This is a genomic window from Actinomycetospora lutea (assembly GCF_028737205.1).
GTDB classification, from domain to species: domain Bacteria; phylum Actinomycetota; class Actinomycetes; order Mycobacteriales; family Pseudonocardiaceae; genus Actinomycetospora; species Actinomycetospora lutea.
In genome coordinates, this window is record NZ_JAQZAL010000008.1 from 1 (window position 1) to 15765 (window position 15765).

Consider the following 15765-nt stretch of genomic DNA (forward strand, 5'->3'; position numbering starts at 1 on the left):
GGCGGGCCACCGCGCCGGCGCGGGCGAACGACATCTGGCTGGCCAGCTCGGCCAGGTCCACCGCGAGCCGGTCGGTGCGGCGGCGCCCCGTGAGGTCGAGCATCAGCAGCAGCGGTGCGAACACTCGCCCGCAGTCACGGCAGCCCACATTGGCCAGTTGCAGGCGCACCACCCCCACCGAGGTGTCGATGCGGCGCGGGCGGGTGCGTCTGCCCTTGCGGGCGAAGTCCTGCATCACCCCGCAGCCCGGACACGCGAACGGGGCGGGCAGGCCCCGCACCGGCAGCCAGCGCGGGCCACACACACGGTCGATGAGCTGGTCCTGGACCTGCTCCAACGACGCCGCCAGTGCCGCGGCCGGGACCTCCTCACGCATCGCCACCGCCCACGCCTCGACCATCGACCAGCTCAAGGCGCCCGGGGACTCACCGAGCTCGGGGACCTCGGCGCACAGGGTGACAGAGATCGACGACACCACAGAGGCACTCCTCACCGCGAGGCGAACCCACCCACCTCACCGCAAGATCCCCGAAATTCAACGCTGCGCCACGCTACCGACCGCTCACCCGGCCCGTCCCTCCAGGCGATGCGCCGCCTCGGCGCTCGCGTCACGGACGATCGAGCGCACCGCGTCCGGCCCCGCGCCCGAGGCGAGCAGGGCCCCGACCAGCCCGGCGAGGCGGTGCGCCGGGTCGGCCCGCAGGGCACGCTCGAGGGCGACGCCGACCAGCGCCGAACCGCCCCGCACGAGCTGCGCGCAGGCGAGCAGCACGGCGGGCTCGGCGACCTCCGGCGCGGGCAGCGCCCGGACCAGCAGCGTCCACAGCTGCTCGGCGGCCGCCGCCAGGGCCTCGTCGGGGTCGAGCGCCCAGCCGATGGCGACGTCGCGGACCGCCGGGTCGCCCAGGGCCACGGCCACGCGCGCGATCTCGGTGTCGGTGAGCACCCGCCCGCTCGCCACCTCGTCGCGCGCGGCGGTGACCGCGCCGAGGTCGCGGCGCGCGGCCGCCGGCCCGCCGAGCTCGCGGTCGACGGCCGCCGCCTCGAGCTCGGCGCGGATCAGCGCGGCGAGGCGCGGGAGGGGCGGCCCCGGGGCGAGCGAGGCCTCCAGCTCCGCCCGCGAGCCGTAGGTGACCTGGCCGAGCCACGCCGCGGCGGCCGCCAGCGGCGAGTCGTCGGTCGGCCCGACCGTGCCGCGGCAGTCGCACGGCGGGTAGCAGCACCAGGGCGCTCCCCCGGCGATGCGGGGCACCCACAGCCGCGTCGGGACCTCGACGCCGTGGCCGGCGAACGCCCCGCGGGCGGCGTCGGCGACGTCCCGGCGGGGCGGGTCGGTGCTGCCGGCGCCGCCGACGACGATCGCGATCACCTCGTCCGGCGCGGTCGCCGCGACGCGCGCGGCGCACCCGTCGACGACCGCGGCAAGGTCGTCGGGAGCCGGGAGGTCGACGCGGGCGACGACCCCGAGGCGCCGGCTGCGGGCCGGATCACGGGTCGAGCTCCGCTCCGCCGCGTCTCCCGGGCCGTGGACGGCGACGAGGACCAGCGAGTCGACGGGCCGGAACCCGAGCAGGTGGGGCACCGCGGCCACGAGCTCGCCGGGATCGCGCAGGCGCAGCCGCAGGGGGTCGGTGGGTCGGGTGGTCGGAGGGTGCTCGGTGCTCACACCGGTTCGGACGCAGCCGCGGTTCCCGCGGATCCGGTGGATGTGCGGGCCTGTGGACAACCTCGCCGGCGACTGTTCGCTTGCCGGGGTGGGCGGTGACGGCGAGGGTGAGCACGTGCACCCGGTGGATCCCCCCGCTGAGCCCTCGACCGCGACCTCGACCGGCCCCGGACCACGCCGTGACTACGACCTCGTGGTGATCGGCTCGGGGCCCGGTGGCCAGAAGGCGGCGATCGCGGCGGCCAAGCTCGGCAAGCGCGTCGCGGTCGTCGAGCGCCGCGGCATGATCGGCGGCGTCTGCACGCAGACCGGCACGATCCCGTCGAAGACGCTGCGCGAGGCCGTCCTCTACCTCACCGGCTACGCCATGCGGGGGCTCTACGGCGAGAGCTACCGGGTCAAGCAGGACATCACCGTCCAGGACCTGCTCGCCCGCACCCACTTCGTCATCGGGCGCGAGGAGGAGGTGATCCGGGCGCAGCTGCAGCGCAACCGGGTCGACCTGCTCGCCGGCGCCGCGCGCTTCGTGGACGACCACGCGGTCGAGGTCACCGGTGAACGCCGCGGCGAGCACCAGGTCGTCACCGCCGACCGCATCGTCATCGCCACCGGCACCCGGCCGGCGCGCCCGCCCCAGGTCGAGTTCGACGACCGCCGCGTCCTCGACTCCGACGGCATCCTCACCATGGAGCACATCCCGGCGAGCATGGTCGTCGTCGGCGCCGGCGTGATCGGCATCGAGTACGCCTCGATGTTCGCCGCCCTCGGCACGCGGGTCACCGTCGTCGAGCGGCGCCCGCAGATGCTCGACTTCTGCGACGCCGAGGTCGTCGAGTCGCTCAAGTTCCACCTGCGCGACCTCGCGGTCACCTTCCGGTTCGGCGAGGAGGTCTCCGGGGTCTCGGTGTCCGAGCGCGGCACGGTCACCACGCTCGTCTCCGGCAAGAAAATCCCGGCCGAGACGGTGATGTACTCGGCCGGTCGCCAGGGCGTCACCGATGACCTCCAGGTGGAGCGGGCCGGGCTCGAGACCGACGGCCGCGGGCGCATCAAGGTCGACGACCACTTCCGCACCGCCGTCCCGCACATCTACGCCGTGGGCGACGTCATCGGCTTCCCCGCGCTCGCCGCGACGTCGATGGAGCAGGGCCGCCAGGCCGCCTACCACGCGTTCGACGAGCCCGCGCACTCCATGGCCGAGGTGTCGCCGTACGGGATCTACACGATCCCCGAGGTCAGCTACTGCGGGGCGACCGAGGCCGAGCTGACCGAGAAGGCGATCCCCTACGAGGTCGGCATCTCGCGCTACCGCGAGCTCGCGCGCGGCCAGATCGTCGGCGACGACTACGGCATGCTCAAGCTGCTGGTCTCGCCGGACACGCACGCCCTGCTCGGGGTGCACGTGTTCGGCACGTCGGCCACCGAGCTCGTGCACATCGGCCAGGCGATCATGGGGTGCGGCGGGACCGTCGACTACCTCGTCGACGCCGTCCTGAACTACCCGACGCTGTCCGAGGCCTACAAGGTCGCCGCCCTCGACGCGACGAACAAGATCCGTGCGCTCGAACAGTTCGCCTGAGCCGGCGTCGATGGCCCGGCTCCCCGATCGGCGTGCTCCCCTCGATGTTCCGCGTCCCGGCTGGGCCCGGGCCGCCTTCGTCCTGCCGCGGGCGCCGGACGGGGGCGACGCCGTCTACCTCGCCGGCAACTCCCTGGGTGCGCAGCCCCACGCCGCGCGCGAGGCGCTGCTGTCCGCCGTCGACGAGCAGTGGGCGGCGGTCGGGGTCGCCGGCTGGGAGGACTGCGGCTGGTGGGCGACCCCGCAGAGCCTGGGCGACCGGGTCGGCGCGCTGGTCGGGGCGGCGCCGGGCCAGGTCGTCGTCGGCGACTCGACGTCGGTGCAGCTCTTCGGCGCGCTGATCGCCGCCGCGCGGCTGCGGCCGGGGCGCGGCGTGCTGCTCTCCGACGGCGGGCACTTCCCGACCGACCGCTACCTTGCCGCGTCCGTCGCCCGCCTGACCGGGCTGAGGCTGCACACCGCCGCCCCCGACGGGATGGCGCCGGACGCCGACACCGCCGTGGTCGCCGTGCCGGCGGTCGACTTCCGGACCGGGGAACGCTGGGACCTCGCCGCGATCGTCGCTCGGGCCCACGAGGCCGGCGCGGTGGTGCTCGTCGACCTCTCGCACGCGGTGGGCGTGATGCCCGTCGAGCTCGACGCGCTCGGCGTCGACCTCGCCGTGGGGTGCACCTACAAGTACCTCAACGGCGGCCCGGGGGCGCCGGCGTTCGCCTACGTCGCGGCGCGCCACCACGACGTCCTCGACCCGCCGCTCACCGGCTGGGCCGGGCACGCCGACCCGTTCGCCATGACCGAGGCGTGGACGCCGGCCCCGGGCGTGGGGCGGCTGCGCGTCGGGACCCCGCCGATGCTCTCGATGCTCGCGCTGGACGGGGCGCTGGGTGTGTTCGACGACGTCGACCTCGCGGGCGTCCGCGCCGCGTCCCTGGCGCTCGGTGACGCGTTCCTCGCCGCGCTGCCCGCCGGCGCGGACGTCGTCACCCCGCGCGAGCACGACCGGCGCGGCGGGCACGTCGCGGTGCGCGTGCGCGACGCCGACGGGCTCTGCGCGGCCCTGGCCCGGCGCGGCGTCGTCGTCGACGCGCGCCCGCCGGACCTGCTGCGCTTCGGCTTCGCGGCGCCGTACGTGACCCTCGACGACGCCCGCACCGCGGCCCGCGAGCTGGCTGCGCTGCTCTGAGGTGCCCCGAACGCAGCGAACGCGCCGTTCGCTGCCTCGGGTGCAGCGAACGGCGCGTTCGTGTCGTGCGGGGTCGGCTCAGCTGCCGGTCGGGAAGCGGAGGTTCGCGCCGACGCCGTCCTGGAGCTCGGCGCCGCCGCCGAGGACCTGCACGTCGCCGCCAAGGGCGCCGACGGCGCGCAGGAGCACCTGCTCGGCGGGCCGGGCGACCGGCTCGGTGTCGGAGAGCTCCTTCAGGTTGGCCGGGTCGGTGGAGATCTGCTCCGGCGACGAGCCGACGTAGAGCTCGCCCGGCACCTCCTGGCCGTCGACCAGCAGCAGCGTGTCGACCGCGCCGGTGCGGGCGGCCTCGAGGACCGGCTCGAGGCCCTCGACCGCGTTGGCGTGGCCCTTGCCCTCCTCGAACCGCTGGCGCACGCGGGACTCGCGCTCGGTGGCGACCACGCCGGCGACCGTGAGCAGCTCGCTCTCGAGCGCGTCCTCCGACGCCCCCGCGGCGCGGCTGCCGGCCTCGATCTCGCGGGTGATGTCGGCGAGGTCGCCGGGCAGCTCGTTGCGGACCGCGGAGCGGCCCTGGATCTCGCCGGCGAGGGCGATCACCTCGGGGCGGAACTGCTTGACCGCGCTGCGGATGCCCTTGACGACCTCGTCGGCGTTCTCGTACGACGCCATCTCGTGCCGGTTCTGGCGCGTGCGGTTGCCGACGCCGCCCCCACGCGCCTTGTGGACCTTCTCGATGGCCTGGCCCTTGACGGTCTCCTCGTCGAGCTCGCGGGCGCCCTCGCTGTTGTCGGCGATCACCTGGTACAGGTCGCCGCCGGTCTGGTCGACCACGGCCAGCAGCACGCGGACCGAGCCGGTCTGGCTGCGGTAGTACCGGCCCAGCTCGGGCAGCGGCGACCACACGGCGAGGTCTCCGGCCGCGTCGACGGCCTCGACCTCGTCGTCGAAGAGCACGCCGTCGGCGGACGCCACCAGGACGCGGCCCACGCCGGTGATCGAGCCGGAGCGCTCGCCGCCCAGCTCGTCGTCGAGCGCCGCGAGCGTCTTGTCGTCCGCGCCGGCGTCCTTGAGCTGCTTCTGCAGGTCCCTCCAGCGCAGCTCGACCTGCTTGGCCGAGTTCTCCCCGGCCTGCACGGCCTCCAGGTAGACCGTCGCGAACGGGCCCGGCCGCTCGAAGATCTCTCGGGTGCGCGACAGGTCCATCCGGTGTTCCTCCTCAGGTCCCGCGGGGGTCGCGGGTCGGTTCTCGGGGTGTCCCCCCGCCTACCCGAACACCCCGTTGCACATGCGTCCTGCGCCCTCGTGCGGTAAGCCGTGCGACGTGCGGGAGATACCGGTCGACGAGGTGGCCGACACCGTGCGGCGGCTGTGCGTCGAGGCCAACCACGAGCTCCGGGGTGACCACGTCGACGCGCTGCGCCGGGCGCGGGCGACCGAGCGGTCCCCGATCGGGCAGGAGGTGCTCGACCGGCTGCTCGCGAACGCGGAGGTGTCGGCGCGCGAGCAGATCGCGTTCTGCCAGGACACCGGCTACGCCGTGTGCTTCCTCGAGATCGGCCAGGACGTGCACTTCACCGGCGGCTCGCTCGCCGCGGCGCTCGACCGGGGCGTGGCCGAGGGCTACCGCGAGGGCTACCTGCGCGCGTCGCTGGTCCGCTCGCCGGTCGACCGGACCAACACCGGCGACAACACCCCGGCGATGGTCCACTACGACCTGGTCGAGGGCGACGGCGTGCGCCTGACGCTGCTGGTCAAGGGCGCGGGCTGCGACAACATGTCGGCGCTGCGGATGCTCACCCCGGCCGCCGGGGCCGAGGGCATGCGGCGCTTCGTCGTCGAGACGATCGAGGCGGCGGGGCCGAGCGCGTCCCCGCCGGTGACGGTCGGGATCGGGATGGGCGGCACGTTCGACCGCGCGGCGGTGCTCGCGAAGAAGGCGCTCACCCGCGAGCCGACCGGCTCGCCGTCCCCGGACCCGAAGCTGGCGGAGCTGGAGGCCGAGCTGGTCGAGACGATCAACGCGACGGGCATCGGGCCGGCGGGCTTCGGCGGCACGGTGACGACGGTGGCCGTGCACGTCGAGGCCTACCCGACGCACATCGCCGCCTTCCCCGTCGCGGTCAACCTCGACTGCCACTCCCACCGCGTGCGGACGGTGACCCTGTGACAGCACTCGCGCTGCCCCTCGACGCCGAGGCGATCCGGGAACTGCGCAGCGGCGACTCGGTGCTCCTGTCCGGTCCCCTGGTCACCGGCCGGGACGCGGCGCACGCCCGCTTCGCCGAGGCCGTCGAGGGCGGCGGGCGGCTCCCGTTCGACCCGGCCGGCGAGACGCTCTACTTCGTCGGCCCCACCCCCGCCCGCCCCGGCCACGCGATCGGCGCGGCCGGACCGACCACCGCGTCCCGGATGGACGCCTGGTCGCCGCTGCTCGTCGAGCGCGGCCTGCGCGGCATGATCGGGAAGGGCCGGCGCTCGGAGGTCGTCAAGGAGGCGATGCTCGAGCACGGCTGCGTCTACTTCGGCGCGATCGAGGGCACCGCGGCGCTCCTGTCGCAGTGCGTCGTGTCGGCCGAGGTGATCGCCTACCCCGACCTCGGCGCCGAGGCCGTGCACCGCCTCGAGGTGCGCGAGTTCCCGGCACTCGTCGTCAACGACCTCCACGGCGGCGACCTCTACCGCGACGGCCCGGCGCGCTGGCGGCGCGCCTCGCCGTGATCGCGGGGGCTCCCCCGGCGTCCGACGCCGGCGTGGCCGCCACGCCGACACACCCCGAGCCACGCCGACCGACCCGAACCACGCCTCGGTGAGCCGCGCCGCGGCCCGGGTGCTCTGATCGACCGCACCACCATCGAGGAGCGGAGGTCGGAGCATGCAGCACGACGCGATCCTGGCCGAGACGATCGGGATCCGCGGGCACGCGGACGACGAGATCGAGGCCTACACCGCGCGGCCGATGGACGGCGGGTCCCGCGGCGGGATGATCGTCATCCACCACATGCCGGGCTACGACGCCGCGACCAAGGAGATCACCCGGCGGTTCGCGACGATGGGCTACCACGCGATCTGCCCGAACCTCTACATGCGCGAGGCCCCCGGCGCCGACCCCGACGACGCCGCGGCCACCGCCCGCGCGCAGGGCGGGGTGCCCGACGAGCGGTTCGTCGGCGACGCCGCGGGCGCGGCGCGCTGGCTGCGCTCGCTGCCCACCGCCAACGGGCGGGTCGGGGCGATCGGCTTCTGCTCCGGCGGGCGCCAGGCGGTCCTCGCGGGCATGGAGGTCGACATCCAGGCGGCCGTCGACTGCTACGGCGCGTTCGTCGTCGGCACGCCGCCCGAGGGCTTCCCGCTGCAGGTCTCCCCGCTGGCCGACCGGATCGGTGACCTGCAGGCCCCGCTGCTCGGTCTCTTCGGCAACGAGGACTCCTACCCCTCCCCCGACCATGTCGACGAGCTGGAGAAGCTGCTCCAGGAGCACGGCAAGACCTACGAGTTCCACCGCTACGACGACGCGGGGCACGCGTTCTTCTCGGTCGACCGCCCGGCCTACCGCGTCGCCGCCGCCGTCGACGGCTGGGAGAAGATCCGCGACTTCCTCGCGCGCCACCTCGCCACCCCGGGGGCCTGACCATGTGCACCTACAGCACCGAGAAGCTCGACCTCGCGCAGTCCAGCGGCAAGGGGCCCGAGGGCTGGTTCCCGCTGCGGACGGCGACCGTCTACTACGACCACCCCGTCCACGCGCCCGACGAGCACACCGTCAACATCGATTTCCTGAACCCCGAGCGCGGCCCGGGCGCCCGGGTCGCCGTGGAGCTGAGCCTGGACTCGGCCCGCGCTCTCCTCGCGGCCCTGCGGACGACCGTGGAGCGCGCCGCCCGGCACTGAGCTCCGGACCTCCTCGGCCGGCTGCTTGCACTGCTCGCAGGTGCGATATATCGTTGACGTGTCGCGAACGAACGCAGAAGGAGGAGCGACATGACGAACGACAGCCCCGGCGCACGCCGGGATCTCGGAGAAGGCCCCGATCACGAGGGCCACGGCCGGCACGGGCACGGCCCGCGCCGCCACCCCGGCTTCGGCCGAGAGGCGATGTTCGGCGAGCACCCCGGCGGCCCGCGCGGCCGGTTCCGTCGAGGACGGCGGGGTGGCCCGTTCGGCCGGCCCGGCGGCTTCGGCCCGGGAGGACCCGGTGGCTTCGGCCCCTTCGGCGGTCCGGGCGGTGGCCCGGGCGGCCCGCGCGGCGGACACCGCGGACGCCGGGCGCGCGGTGACGTGCGCACGGCGGTGCTGGCCCTGCTCGCCGAGGAGCCGATGCACGGCTACCAGATCATCCAGGAGATCGGCGAGCGCTCCGGCGGGTCCTGGCGACCGAGCCCGGGATCGGTCTACCCGACCGTCTCCCAGCTCGCCGACGAGGGCCTGGTGCGCACCGAGAAGGCCGAGGGCCGCTCGGTGATCCACCTGACCGACGCCGGCCGCACCCACGTCGACGAGCACCGCGAGGAGCTCGACGCCGTGTGGAACACCGCCGCCGCCGAGGACGGCTTCAGCGCCCTGCGCGAGGCCGGGGCGGGGCTGGCCGGCGCCGTGGCGCAGGTCGCCCAGGTCGGCCGGGACGAGCAGGTCGCCGAGGCGGTCCGCCTGCTCGACGACACCCGCCGGCGCCTCTACCTGCTGCTCGCGGGCGAGGAGACCGCGGGCCGGGACGACGACGCGGACCCGGCCGGGTGACCCTCACCGGCCGGCGACGCAGGCGACACGTCGCGTCACACGGTCGGCCCCCGGGGTCCGGCCGAGAACCCGGTCACGCGGGCGTGAGATCACCCGCGGGCCGGGTCCTCCGGTGATGGGTGAGGATGGTCCGGTGAGCTCCCCGACGACTCCCCCGGTCACCGACGACCCCTACCTCTGGCTCGAGGACGTCACCGGCGACGAGGCGCTGGCCTGGGTGAAGGAACGCAACGACGAGTCGCTGGCGGTCCTGACGGCCTCGGAGCGGTTCGCCGAGCTGCGCGACGACCTGCGCGCGATCCTCGACGCCGACGACCGCATCCCGTACGTCCGCCGCCGCGGCGAGCTGCTCTACAACTTCTGGCAGGACGCCGAGCACCCCCGCGGGCTCTGGCGACGCACGACGCTCGCGAGCTACCGGTCCGGCGACCCCGAGTGGGAGCTGCTGCTCGACGTCGACGCGCTCGCGGCCACCGAGGACGAGAACTGGGTGTGGGCCGGCGCGGGCGTGCGCTACCCCGACTACTCGCGCGCGCTGGTGCAGCTCTCCCGCGGGGGTGCCGACGCGACCGTCGTGCGCGAGTTCGACCTGCCCACGAAGGGCTGGGTCGCCGACGGCTTCACGCTGCCCGAGGCCAAGAGCCGGGTGAGCTGGATCGACGAGGACACCGTGTTCGTCGGCACCGACCTCGGGCCCGGATCGCAGACGACGTCGGGCTACCCCCGGGTCATGCGCCGGTGGCGGCGCGGGCAGCCCGTCGCCGAGGCCGAGATCGTGTTCGAGGCCGCGGAGACCGACGTCTCGGCGTTCGCCGGGCACGACCACACGCCGGGCTTCGAGCGCGACTTCGTCGGGCGCAGCCCCGACTTCCACACCACCGAGGAGTTCCTGCTCCGCCCCGACGGCACCCGGGAGCTCATCGACGTCCCGCCGGACGCCGACACCGACGTCGAGCGCGAGTGGCTGCTCGTGCGGACGCGCTCGCCCTGGTCGGTCGACGGCGCCGAGTACCCCGCCGGTGCGCTGCTGTGCTTCGACTTCGAGGCCTACCTCGCGGGCGACCGCACCGCCCGCGTGCTGTTCGAGCCGACCGCGAGCCGCTCGCTGAGCTCCCACGCCTGGACGAGGAACCACCTCGTGCTCTCGGTGCTCACCGACGTCGTCACCCGCCTCGAGGTGCTCACGCCCTCGCGCGACTGGGCGCGCCGGGAGCTGCCCGCGGGCCCGGACCTCGGGTCGGTCGACCTGGTCGGCGTCGACCCCGACCAGAGCGACGAGTACTTCCTCGACACCGACGGCTACACGCAGCCCTCGACGTTCCTGCGCGGCGAGCTGGGGCTCGACAGGGACCCCGAGCCGGAGGTGCTGCGCACGGCGCCGGCGCGCTTCGACGCGACCGGGCTCGAGGTCCGCCAGTTCTTCGCCACATCCGACGACGGCACGCGCATCCCGTACTTCGTGGTCGGCCGGGTGTCCGACACCCCCGGCCCGACGCTGATGACCGGCTACGGCGGCTTCGAGATCGCGCTGACCCCGGGCTATAGCGGGCTCGTCGGGCGCGCCTGGCTCGCCCGCGGCGGCACCTACGTCGTCGCCAACATCCGCGGTGGCGGCGAGTACGGGCCCACCTGGCACACCGCGGCCCTGGGCGAGCACCGGCACCGCGCCTACGAGGACTTCGCCGCCGTGGCGCGCGACCTCACTGCCCGCGGGATCACCACGGCGTCCCGGCTCGCGATCCACGGCGGCAGCAACGGCGGGCTGCTCATGGGCGTGATGCTCACGCGCTACCCGGAGCTCTTCGGCGCGATCGTGGTGATGGTGCCGCTGTTCGACATGCGGCGGTTCCACCTGCTGCTCGCCGGGGCGTCGTGGATGGCCGAGTACGGCGACCCCGACGACCCCACCGAGTGGGGGTGGATCTCGCAGTACTCGCCGTACCAGAACCTCTCCGCCGACGCGTCCTACCCGCCGGTGCTCGTGACGACCTCGACGCGCGACGACCGCGTGCACCCCGCGCACGCGCGCAAGGCCGTGGCGCGGATGCGCGAGCAGGGCCACCGCGTCGAGTACTACGAGAACATCGAGGGCGGCCACGGCGGCGCGGCCGACAACGCCCAGCGCGCCTTCCAGTGGGCGCTCGTCTTCGAGTTCTGCTGGCGCCAGGTGGGCTGAGTACGTGAGCGGAATTCCCGGCTGTAGCCGGGAATTCCGCTCACATAGGGCTCACCAGAGGTCGCGGGTGAACCAGTGGTGGGCGTAGGGGTTGGCGTTGTAGGGCTCGGTCTCGACGAAGCCCTCGCGGACGTAGAGCGCGCGGGCCGCCACCAGGTCCTCGGCGGTGTCGAGCACCAGGCGGCGCAGCCCGGCCTCCCGGGCCAGGTCGGTCAGGTGCGCGAGCAGCCGCCGGCCCAGGCCCTGGCCGCGGACCGTCGGGTCGACCCACATGCGCTTGATCTCCCCGGCCCCCGGCGGGACGTCGGCACCCTCGAGACGCAGCCCCGCGCACCCGACGACCCAATCGCCCCGCGTGGCGACGACGAACACGCCCGACGGCGGGGCGAGCGCCATCGGGTCGTCGGCGAGGAACTCCTCCGACCACGTCGGCTCCGGCGCCTTCTCGGGCCACCGGGCGGCGAGCTCCCCGGCATAGGCCCGCAGGGCGGTCAGACCGGCGGGCGAGTCGGGACGCACGGCGGACAGGACGATCTCCACGCCCCCATCCTGACGGGCCCCTCAGCGGTACTCGGGCGCCACCTCGCCCTCCCAGTCCACGAGCTGCACGATCACGCGGTTCGGGTCGCGCACCTGGAACGCGCGCTCGCCCCAGGGCTCCGCGGTCAGCGGCATCGTGATCGTCACGCCCTCGCGCTCGAGGCGGGCCAGCTCGCCCTCGAGGTCGTCGACGACGAACGCGAGGATCAGCCCGGCGGCGTGCTCGTCGCGCTGGTCAGCCGGCAGCGACCCGAGCCCCGTCCGCAGGAACACCACGGACACGCCGGCGTCCTCGCGGGCCAGGGACGCGAACCCGTCGGCCGCCATGACCTGCCCGAACCCGAAGTGGTCGACGAGGAACGCCGCCGAGGCGCCGGGGTCGGCGACGTTGAGCGAGACCGCCGATGCGGTGATCTTCATGGGTACCCCCTTCTCTCCGTACGCTGTACAACGTACTCCGTACAGAGAAGATGTGCCAGGATCGCCGCCGTGGCCACCGACCCGGCACGGACGCTCGCCCTGCTCTGGCGGGTCGAGCAGCCCGCCGGCACCCGCGGACCCCGGCGCGGGCTCGACCTGGACGACGTCGTGGCCCGCGCGACGGCGCTCGCCGACGCGGGCGGCCCGGACGGGCTCGCGGGGCTGTCGGTGCGGGCGCTGGCCCGCGAGCTCGGCGTCGCCCCCATGACGCTCTACACCTACGTGCCCGGGCGCGAGGAGCTCGCCGCCCTCGTCGTCGACGCCGCCTACGCCGCCATGCCCCGCCGGGACACCTCGGGCCTCGGGTGGCGCGAGCGCCTCACCGCCGTCGCCGAGGAGAACCTCGCCCTCCACCGCGCCCACCCCTGGGCGGCGCGTGTCGACCCGGGCCGCCCGGTGCTCGGGCCCGGCGAGACCGCCAAGTACGAGCACGAGCTCGCGGCGTTCGACGAGCTCGCCACCCTCGCCGGGCTCGACGACGTCGACCGCGACGCCGCGCTGACCTTCCTGCTCGACGTCACGCGGGCCGCCGCGCTCGTCGAGCAGCACACCGCCGACACCGGCGACGCCGGGGCGTGGTGGGCGGCGCGCGCCCCGGTGCTCGAGCAGGTGCTCGACCCCGGGCGCTTCCCCCGCGCGGTCCGCGTCGGCGCCGCGGCCGGCGCCGCCCAGCAGTCCGCGCGCGACCCCGACCGCGCCTGGCGCTTCGGGCTCGCCCGGGTGCTCGACGGCCTCGCGGCGCTCATCGGCTGAACGACCCCTTGGCGGTGACCGGCGCACGGGCTTCCATGGGCCGGTGGGCGTGGTGGTGCTGGTGCACGGCGGATGGCACGGCGGCTGGGTGTGGCGTCCGGTCGCCGCGCGCCTGCGCGCAGGTGGGCGCGGTCGCCGACCCCGGTCAGCGTCGGCGTGACCTGATGTCGCCGGCCCGCCGGGAGTTCTTCCTGAGCCGGGTGGACGCCGAGGACCGGATCGTGCTGGACCCCGACACCGCGATGGACGGGTGGGCGATCCGGGACGAGGACCTGCGCGCCTGGGTGGGTCCGCGGCTCACGCCCCAGCCCCGCCGCGTGCCCGACGACCCGCTGCCCGACCTCCCGGTCCCGGCGCTCGACCGCTGGTACGTCCACTGCACGGACAAGCCCGGCCACGACGCCTTCGCCGGCATCGCGGCCGCCGCCCGCGGGGACGCGAGCTGGCGCGGCGTCGCGACCCTCGAGACCGGCCACGACGCGATGGTCACCGACCCGGAGGGGACGGCGCGGGTGCTCCTGTCGGTGCTGCGCTGAGCACGTGCCGGTCCCGCCCCGCGCCCCAGCCCACGACGAGCAGCGGCACGACGAGCACCAGCATCACGACCAGCGGCACCGTCCACCCGCCGGTCGCGTCGTGCAGGGCGCCGAGGGCGAACGGCCCGACCGCGGCGAGGGTGTAGCCGACGCCCTGGGCCATCGCCGAGAGCTCGGCGGTGTGCTCGGTGTCGGGCGAGCGCAGCGTGATGAGGAGGAGCCCGAGCGCGATGTTCGACCCCTGCGCGACGCCGAGCACCACCATCCACAGCGCGGCCAGCGAGCTGGGCGCGGCGAGCAGCCCCACGTAGCCCACGACGTAGAACAGGCTCGTCGTCACCACCACGGTGCTCTGGGACGGGCGCCGCATGGCGAACGAGGGCGCCGTCGCCGAGAACACGAGGCCGACGAAGCCGGCGAGCGACAGGAGCAGGCCGCCCTCGGCCGGCGTCCTCCCGGCGTCGACGAAGATCGTCGGGATCCAGGCCGACATCGCGTAGAACTGCAGCGACTGCAGGCCCATGAACAGCGTGACCTGCCAGGCGAGCGGGTCGCGCAGCAGGGCGCTGCGCAGCGTCTGCCCTTCCCGGGCGGGCGGCGGGGGCACCGTGCGCCGCCGCGCCCGCGGCAGCCACACGACCAGGGTCACGACGGTGAGCAGCCCCCACAGGCCGAGGGTGTCGCTCCAGTCGAGGCCGGTGACCCGCTGCAGCGGGACCGTGACGGCGGCCGCCACCGCGCCGCCGCCGGTCAGCACCATCGAGTACGCGCCGGTCATCGCGCCGGTGCGGTGCGGGAAGTCGCGCTTGACCAGCGTCGGCAGCGACACGTTGCCGACGGCGATGGCGGTGCCGACGAGCACGCTGCCGACCAGGATCACCGCGAGCGAGGAGACCAGCCGCAGCGCGATCCCGAGCGCGAGCACCACCAGCGCCGCGACGAGCAGCCGCTCGAGGCCCCAGCGCCGGGCCAGCCGCGGCGCGACGGGCGCGAGCAGGCCGAAGCAGAGCACGGGGAGGCTGGTCAGCAGACCGGCGACGCCGCTGGAGACGCCGAGCGCGTCGCGCGCCTGGTCGACCAGCGGCGCGACACCGACCACCGGCGGGCGCAGGTTGGCCGCGAGCAGGAGCACCGCGAACGCGGCGAGGGCGCCGCCGCGGCGCACCGCCGTCGCGGTGGTCGTCGGGGCGCTCATGCCCAGGCCCGCGCGACCTCGGCGGCCCGCGCGCGCCCCTGCTCCCGTCCGGCCTTCGCCGACGCCGGCATCGTGGCCGGGTCGAGCACGTTGGTGCCGAACGCCGCCACCGCGGTCTCGTCGGCCAGGACCGCGACCGCCTCGGTGTCGGGGTGCTGCTCCTGCCGGTGCTCGATCTCCTGGGCCACCGACCGGAACGGGCCGCCCGGCGGCGGGTCGAGCGGGGCGACGACGACGAGCCGGTCGGCCGGGCCGACGAGATCGAAGCCGTCGTCGTCGGCGCGCGCCACGTGCACGACCGACGCGACGCCGCCGTCGATGTAGCGGCGCCGCCCGGCGGTCATCGGCGGCCAGACGCCGGGCACGGCGCAGCTCGCGGCGACCGCGTCGACGAGCCGGACCCGGGTCTCGCGGGTGAAGACCGCGAGGTGGCCGGTCTCCGCGTCGACGGCGGAGATGCGCAGGTCGGTCCCGGGCCACTCCTTCACGGGCAGGCGGGCGTCGATCACCGCGAGCCGCTCGGCCTCCGGGGGCGTGTCGGCCGCGAGCGCCCACGCGCCGAGCCGGGCGCGCATCTCCCCCGCGTCGCGGGCGCCGTCCATCGCGGCGGCGAGCTCGGCGCCGAGGGCCTCCATGTCGAGGTTCGCCGGCGGCGCGGTGGTGCCGGCCTCCCCCGAGAGGTGCTCCTCGTGCACGGCGGCGAGGTCCACGCCCGTGGTCAGCAGGGTGCCGACGACGGCCCCGGCGGAGGTGCCGACGACCCGGTCGGCGAGGCCGAGGTCGACGCCGCCCTCGGCCAGACCGACGAGCACGCCCACCTCCCACGCGATGCCGGCGAGGCCGCCGCCGCCGAGGACGAGCGCGCGGACGGGGCGGGAGGGAGCGTCGGCGGTCACCGCGCCACCCTCCACCCCGGTGGC

16 protein-coding genes and 1 pseudogene are annotated in these 15765 nt (G+C 75.3%); 10 read left to right on the forward strand and 7 right to left on the reverse strand.

What is annotated here, in order from left to right:
* Both PHK61_RS10485 and PHK61_RS10490 read right to left on the reverse strand, forming a co-directional pair.
* Nucleotides 1-475: pseudogene (locus PHK61_RS10485) on the reverse strand (ISH6 family transposase); the annotation flags it as partial.
* Nucleotides 476-562: 87 nt separating this feature from the next.
* Nucleotides 563-1666 (reverse strand): DUF4192 domain-containing protein, encoded by a 1104-nt coding sequence (locus PHK61_RS10490; protein ID WP_274280919.1) that lies wholly within the window; start codon nt 1664-1666, stop codon nt 563-565.
* 124 nt (nt 1667-1790) lie between these two features.
* On the opposite strand from PHK61_RS10490, the gene sthA reads away from it, so the two are divergent.
* Both sthA and PHK61_RS10500 read left to right on the forward strand, forming a co-directional pair.
* A complete protein-coding gene (gene sthA, locus PHK61_RS10495; protein WP_274280920.1) occupies nt 1791-3245 on the forward strand; it encodes a Si-specific NAD(P)(+) transhydrogenase in 1455 nt (484 codons plus the stop codon).
* Between the two features lie 10 nt (nt 3246-3255).
* Nucleotides 3256-4428: an aminotransferase class V-fold PLP-dependent enzyme gene (locus PHK61_RS10500; RefSeq protein ID WP_274280921.1), complete on the forward strand. Its 1173-nt coding sequence runs from the start codon at nt 3256-3258 to the stop codon at nt 4426-4428.
* Nucleotides 4429-4506: 78 nt separating this feature from the next.
* Here PHK61_RS10500 and PHK61_RS10505 read toward each other — a convergent pair whose 3' ends face one another.
* On the reverse strand, nt 4507-5634 hold the full coding sequence (locus PHK61_RS10505; protein WP_274280922.1) for a baeRF2 domain-containing protein: 1128 nt from the start codon (nt 5632-5634) through the stop codon (nt 4507-4509).
* A 118-nt stretch (nt 5635-5752) separates the two neighbouring features.
* Here PHK61_RS10505 and PHK61_RS10510 point away from each other — a divergent pair, with 118 nt between their 5' ends.
* From PHK61_RS10510 to PHK61_RS10535, 6 genes are all read left to right on the forward strand, one after another.
* Complete coding sequence (locus tag PHK61_RS10510) at nt 5753-6598, forward strand: fumarate hydratase (RefSeq protein ID WP_274280923.1); 846 nt, start codon at nt 5753-5755, stop codon at nt 6596-6598.
* On the forward strand, nt 6595-7149 hold the full coding sequence (locus PHK61_RS10515; RefSeq protein WP_274280924.1) for a fumarate hydratase C-terminal domain-containing protein: 555 nt from the start codon (nt 6595-6597) through the stop codon (nt 7147-7149). Before PHK61_RS10510 ends, PHK61_RS10515 begins: the two co-directional genes overlap by 4 nt.
* A 154-nt stretch (nt 7150-7303) precedes the next feature.
* A complete protein-coding gene (locus PHK61_RS10520; RefSeq protein ID WP_274280925.1) occupies nt 7304-8059 on the forward strand; it encodes a dienelactone hydrolase family protein in 756 nt (251 codons plus the stop codon).
* Between the two features lie 2 nt (nt 8060-8061).
* Nucleotides 8062-8319: a DUF6295 family protein gene (locus PHK61_RS10525; protein WP_274280926.1), complete on the forward strand. Its 258-nt coding sequence runs from the start codon at nt 8062-8064 to the stop codon at nt 8317-8319.
* Between the two features lie 90 nt (nt 8320-8409).
* Nucleotides 8410-9165: a PadR family transcriptional regulator gene (locus tag PHK61_RS10530; protein ID WP_274280927.1), complete on the forward strand. Its 756-nt coding sequence runs from the start codon at nt 8410-8412 to the stop codon at nt 9163-9165.
* Nucleotides 9166-9280: 115 nt separating this feature from the next.
* A complete protein-coding gene (locus tag PHK61_RS10535; RefSeq protein WP_420791384.1) occupies nt 9281-11341 on the forward strand; it encodes a prolyl oligopeptidase family serine peptidase in 2061 nt (686 codons plus the stop codon).
* A 51-nt stretch (nt 11342-11392) separates the two neighbouring features.
* On the opposite strand, the gene PHK61_RS10540 is transcribed toward PHK61_RS10535, so the two are convergent.
* Nucleotides 11393-11881 (reverse strand): GNAT family N-acetyltransferase, encoded by a 489-nt coding sequence (locus tag PHK61_RS10540; RefSeq protein WP_274280929.1) that lies wholly within the window; start codon nt 11879-11881, stop codon nt 11393-11395.
* Between the two features lie 21 nt (nt 11882-11902).
* Nucleotides 11903-12301, reverse strand: a complete 399-nt coding sequence (locus tag PHK61_RS10545) for a VOC family protein (RefSeq protein ID WP_274280930.1) — start codon at nt 12299-12301, stop codon at nt 11903-11905.
* Nucleotides 12302-12370: 69 nt separating this feature from the next.
* Between PHK61_RS10545 and PHK61_RS10550 the strand changes: the two genes are divergently transcribed.
* Both PHK61_RS10550 and PHK61_RS10555 read left to right on the forward strand, forming a co-directional pair.
* A complete protein-coding gene (locus PHK61_RS10550) occupies nt 12371-13114 on the forward strand; it encodes a TetR/AcrR family transcriptional regulator C-terminal domain-containing protein (protein ID WP_274280931.1) in 744 nt (247 codons plus the stop codon).
* Between the two features lie 164 nt (nt 13115-13278).
* On the forward strand, nt 13279-13650 hold the full coding sequence (locus tag PHK61_RS10555) for a hypothetical protein (protein ID WP_274280932.1): 372 nt from the start codon (nt 13279-13281) through the stop codon (nt 13648-13650).
* Here the strand turns inward: PHK61_RS10555 and PHK61_RS10560 are convergent.
* Together PHK61_RS10560 and PHK61_RS10565 are read right to left on the reverse strand one after the other, a co-directional pair.
* The gene (locus PHK61_RS10560) at nt 13601-14845 is read right to left on the reverse strand and encodes a CynX/NimT family MFS transporter (RefSeq protein WP_274280933.1); all 1245 of its coding nucleotides are present in this window, start codon (nt 14843-14845) and stop codon (nt 13601-13603) included. The two genes, PHK61_RS10555 and PHK61_RS10560, sit on opposite strands and share 50 nt — an antisense overlap.
* Nucleotides 14842-15741 (reverse strand): patatin-like phospholipase family protein, encoded by a 900-nt coding sequence (locus PHK61_RS10565; protein ID WP_274280934.1) that lies wholly within the window; start codon nt 15739-15741, stop codon nt 14842-14844. The genes PHK61_RS10560 and PHK61_RS10565 overlap by 4 nt, the downstream gene beginning before the upstream one ends.
* Nucleotides 15742-15765 lie beyond the last annotated feature (24 nt).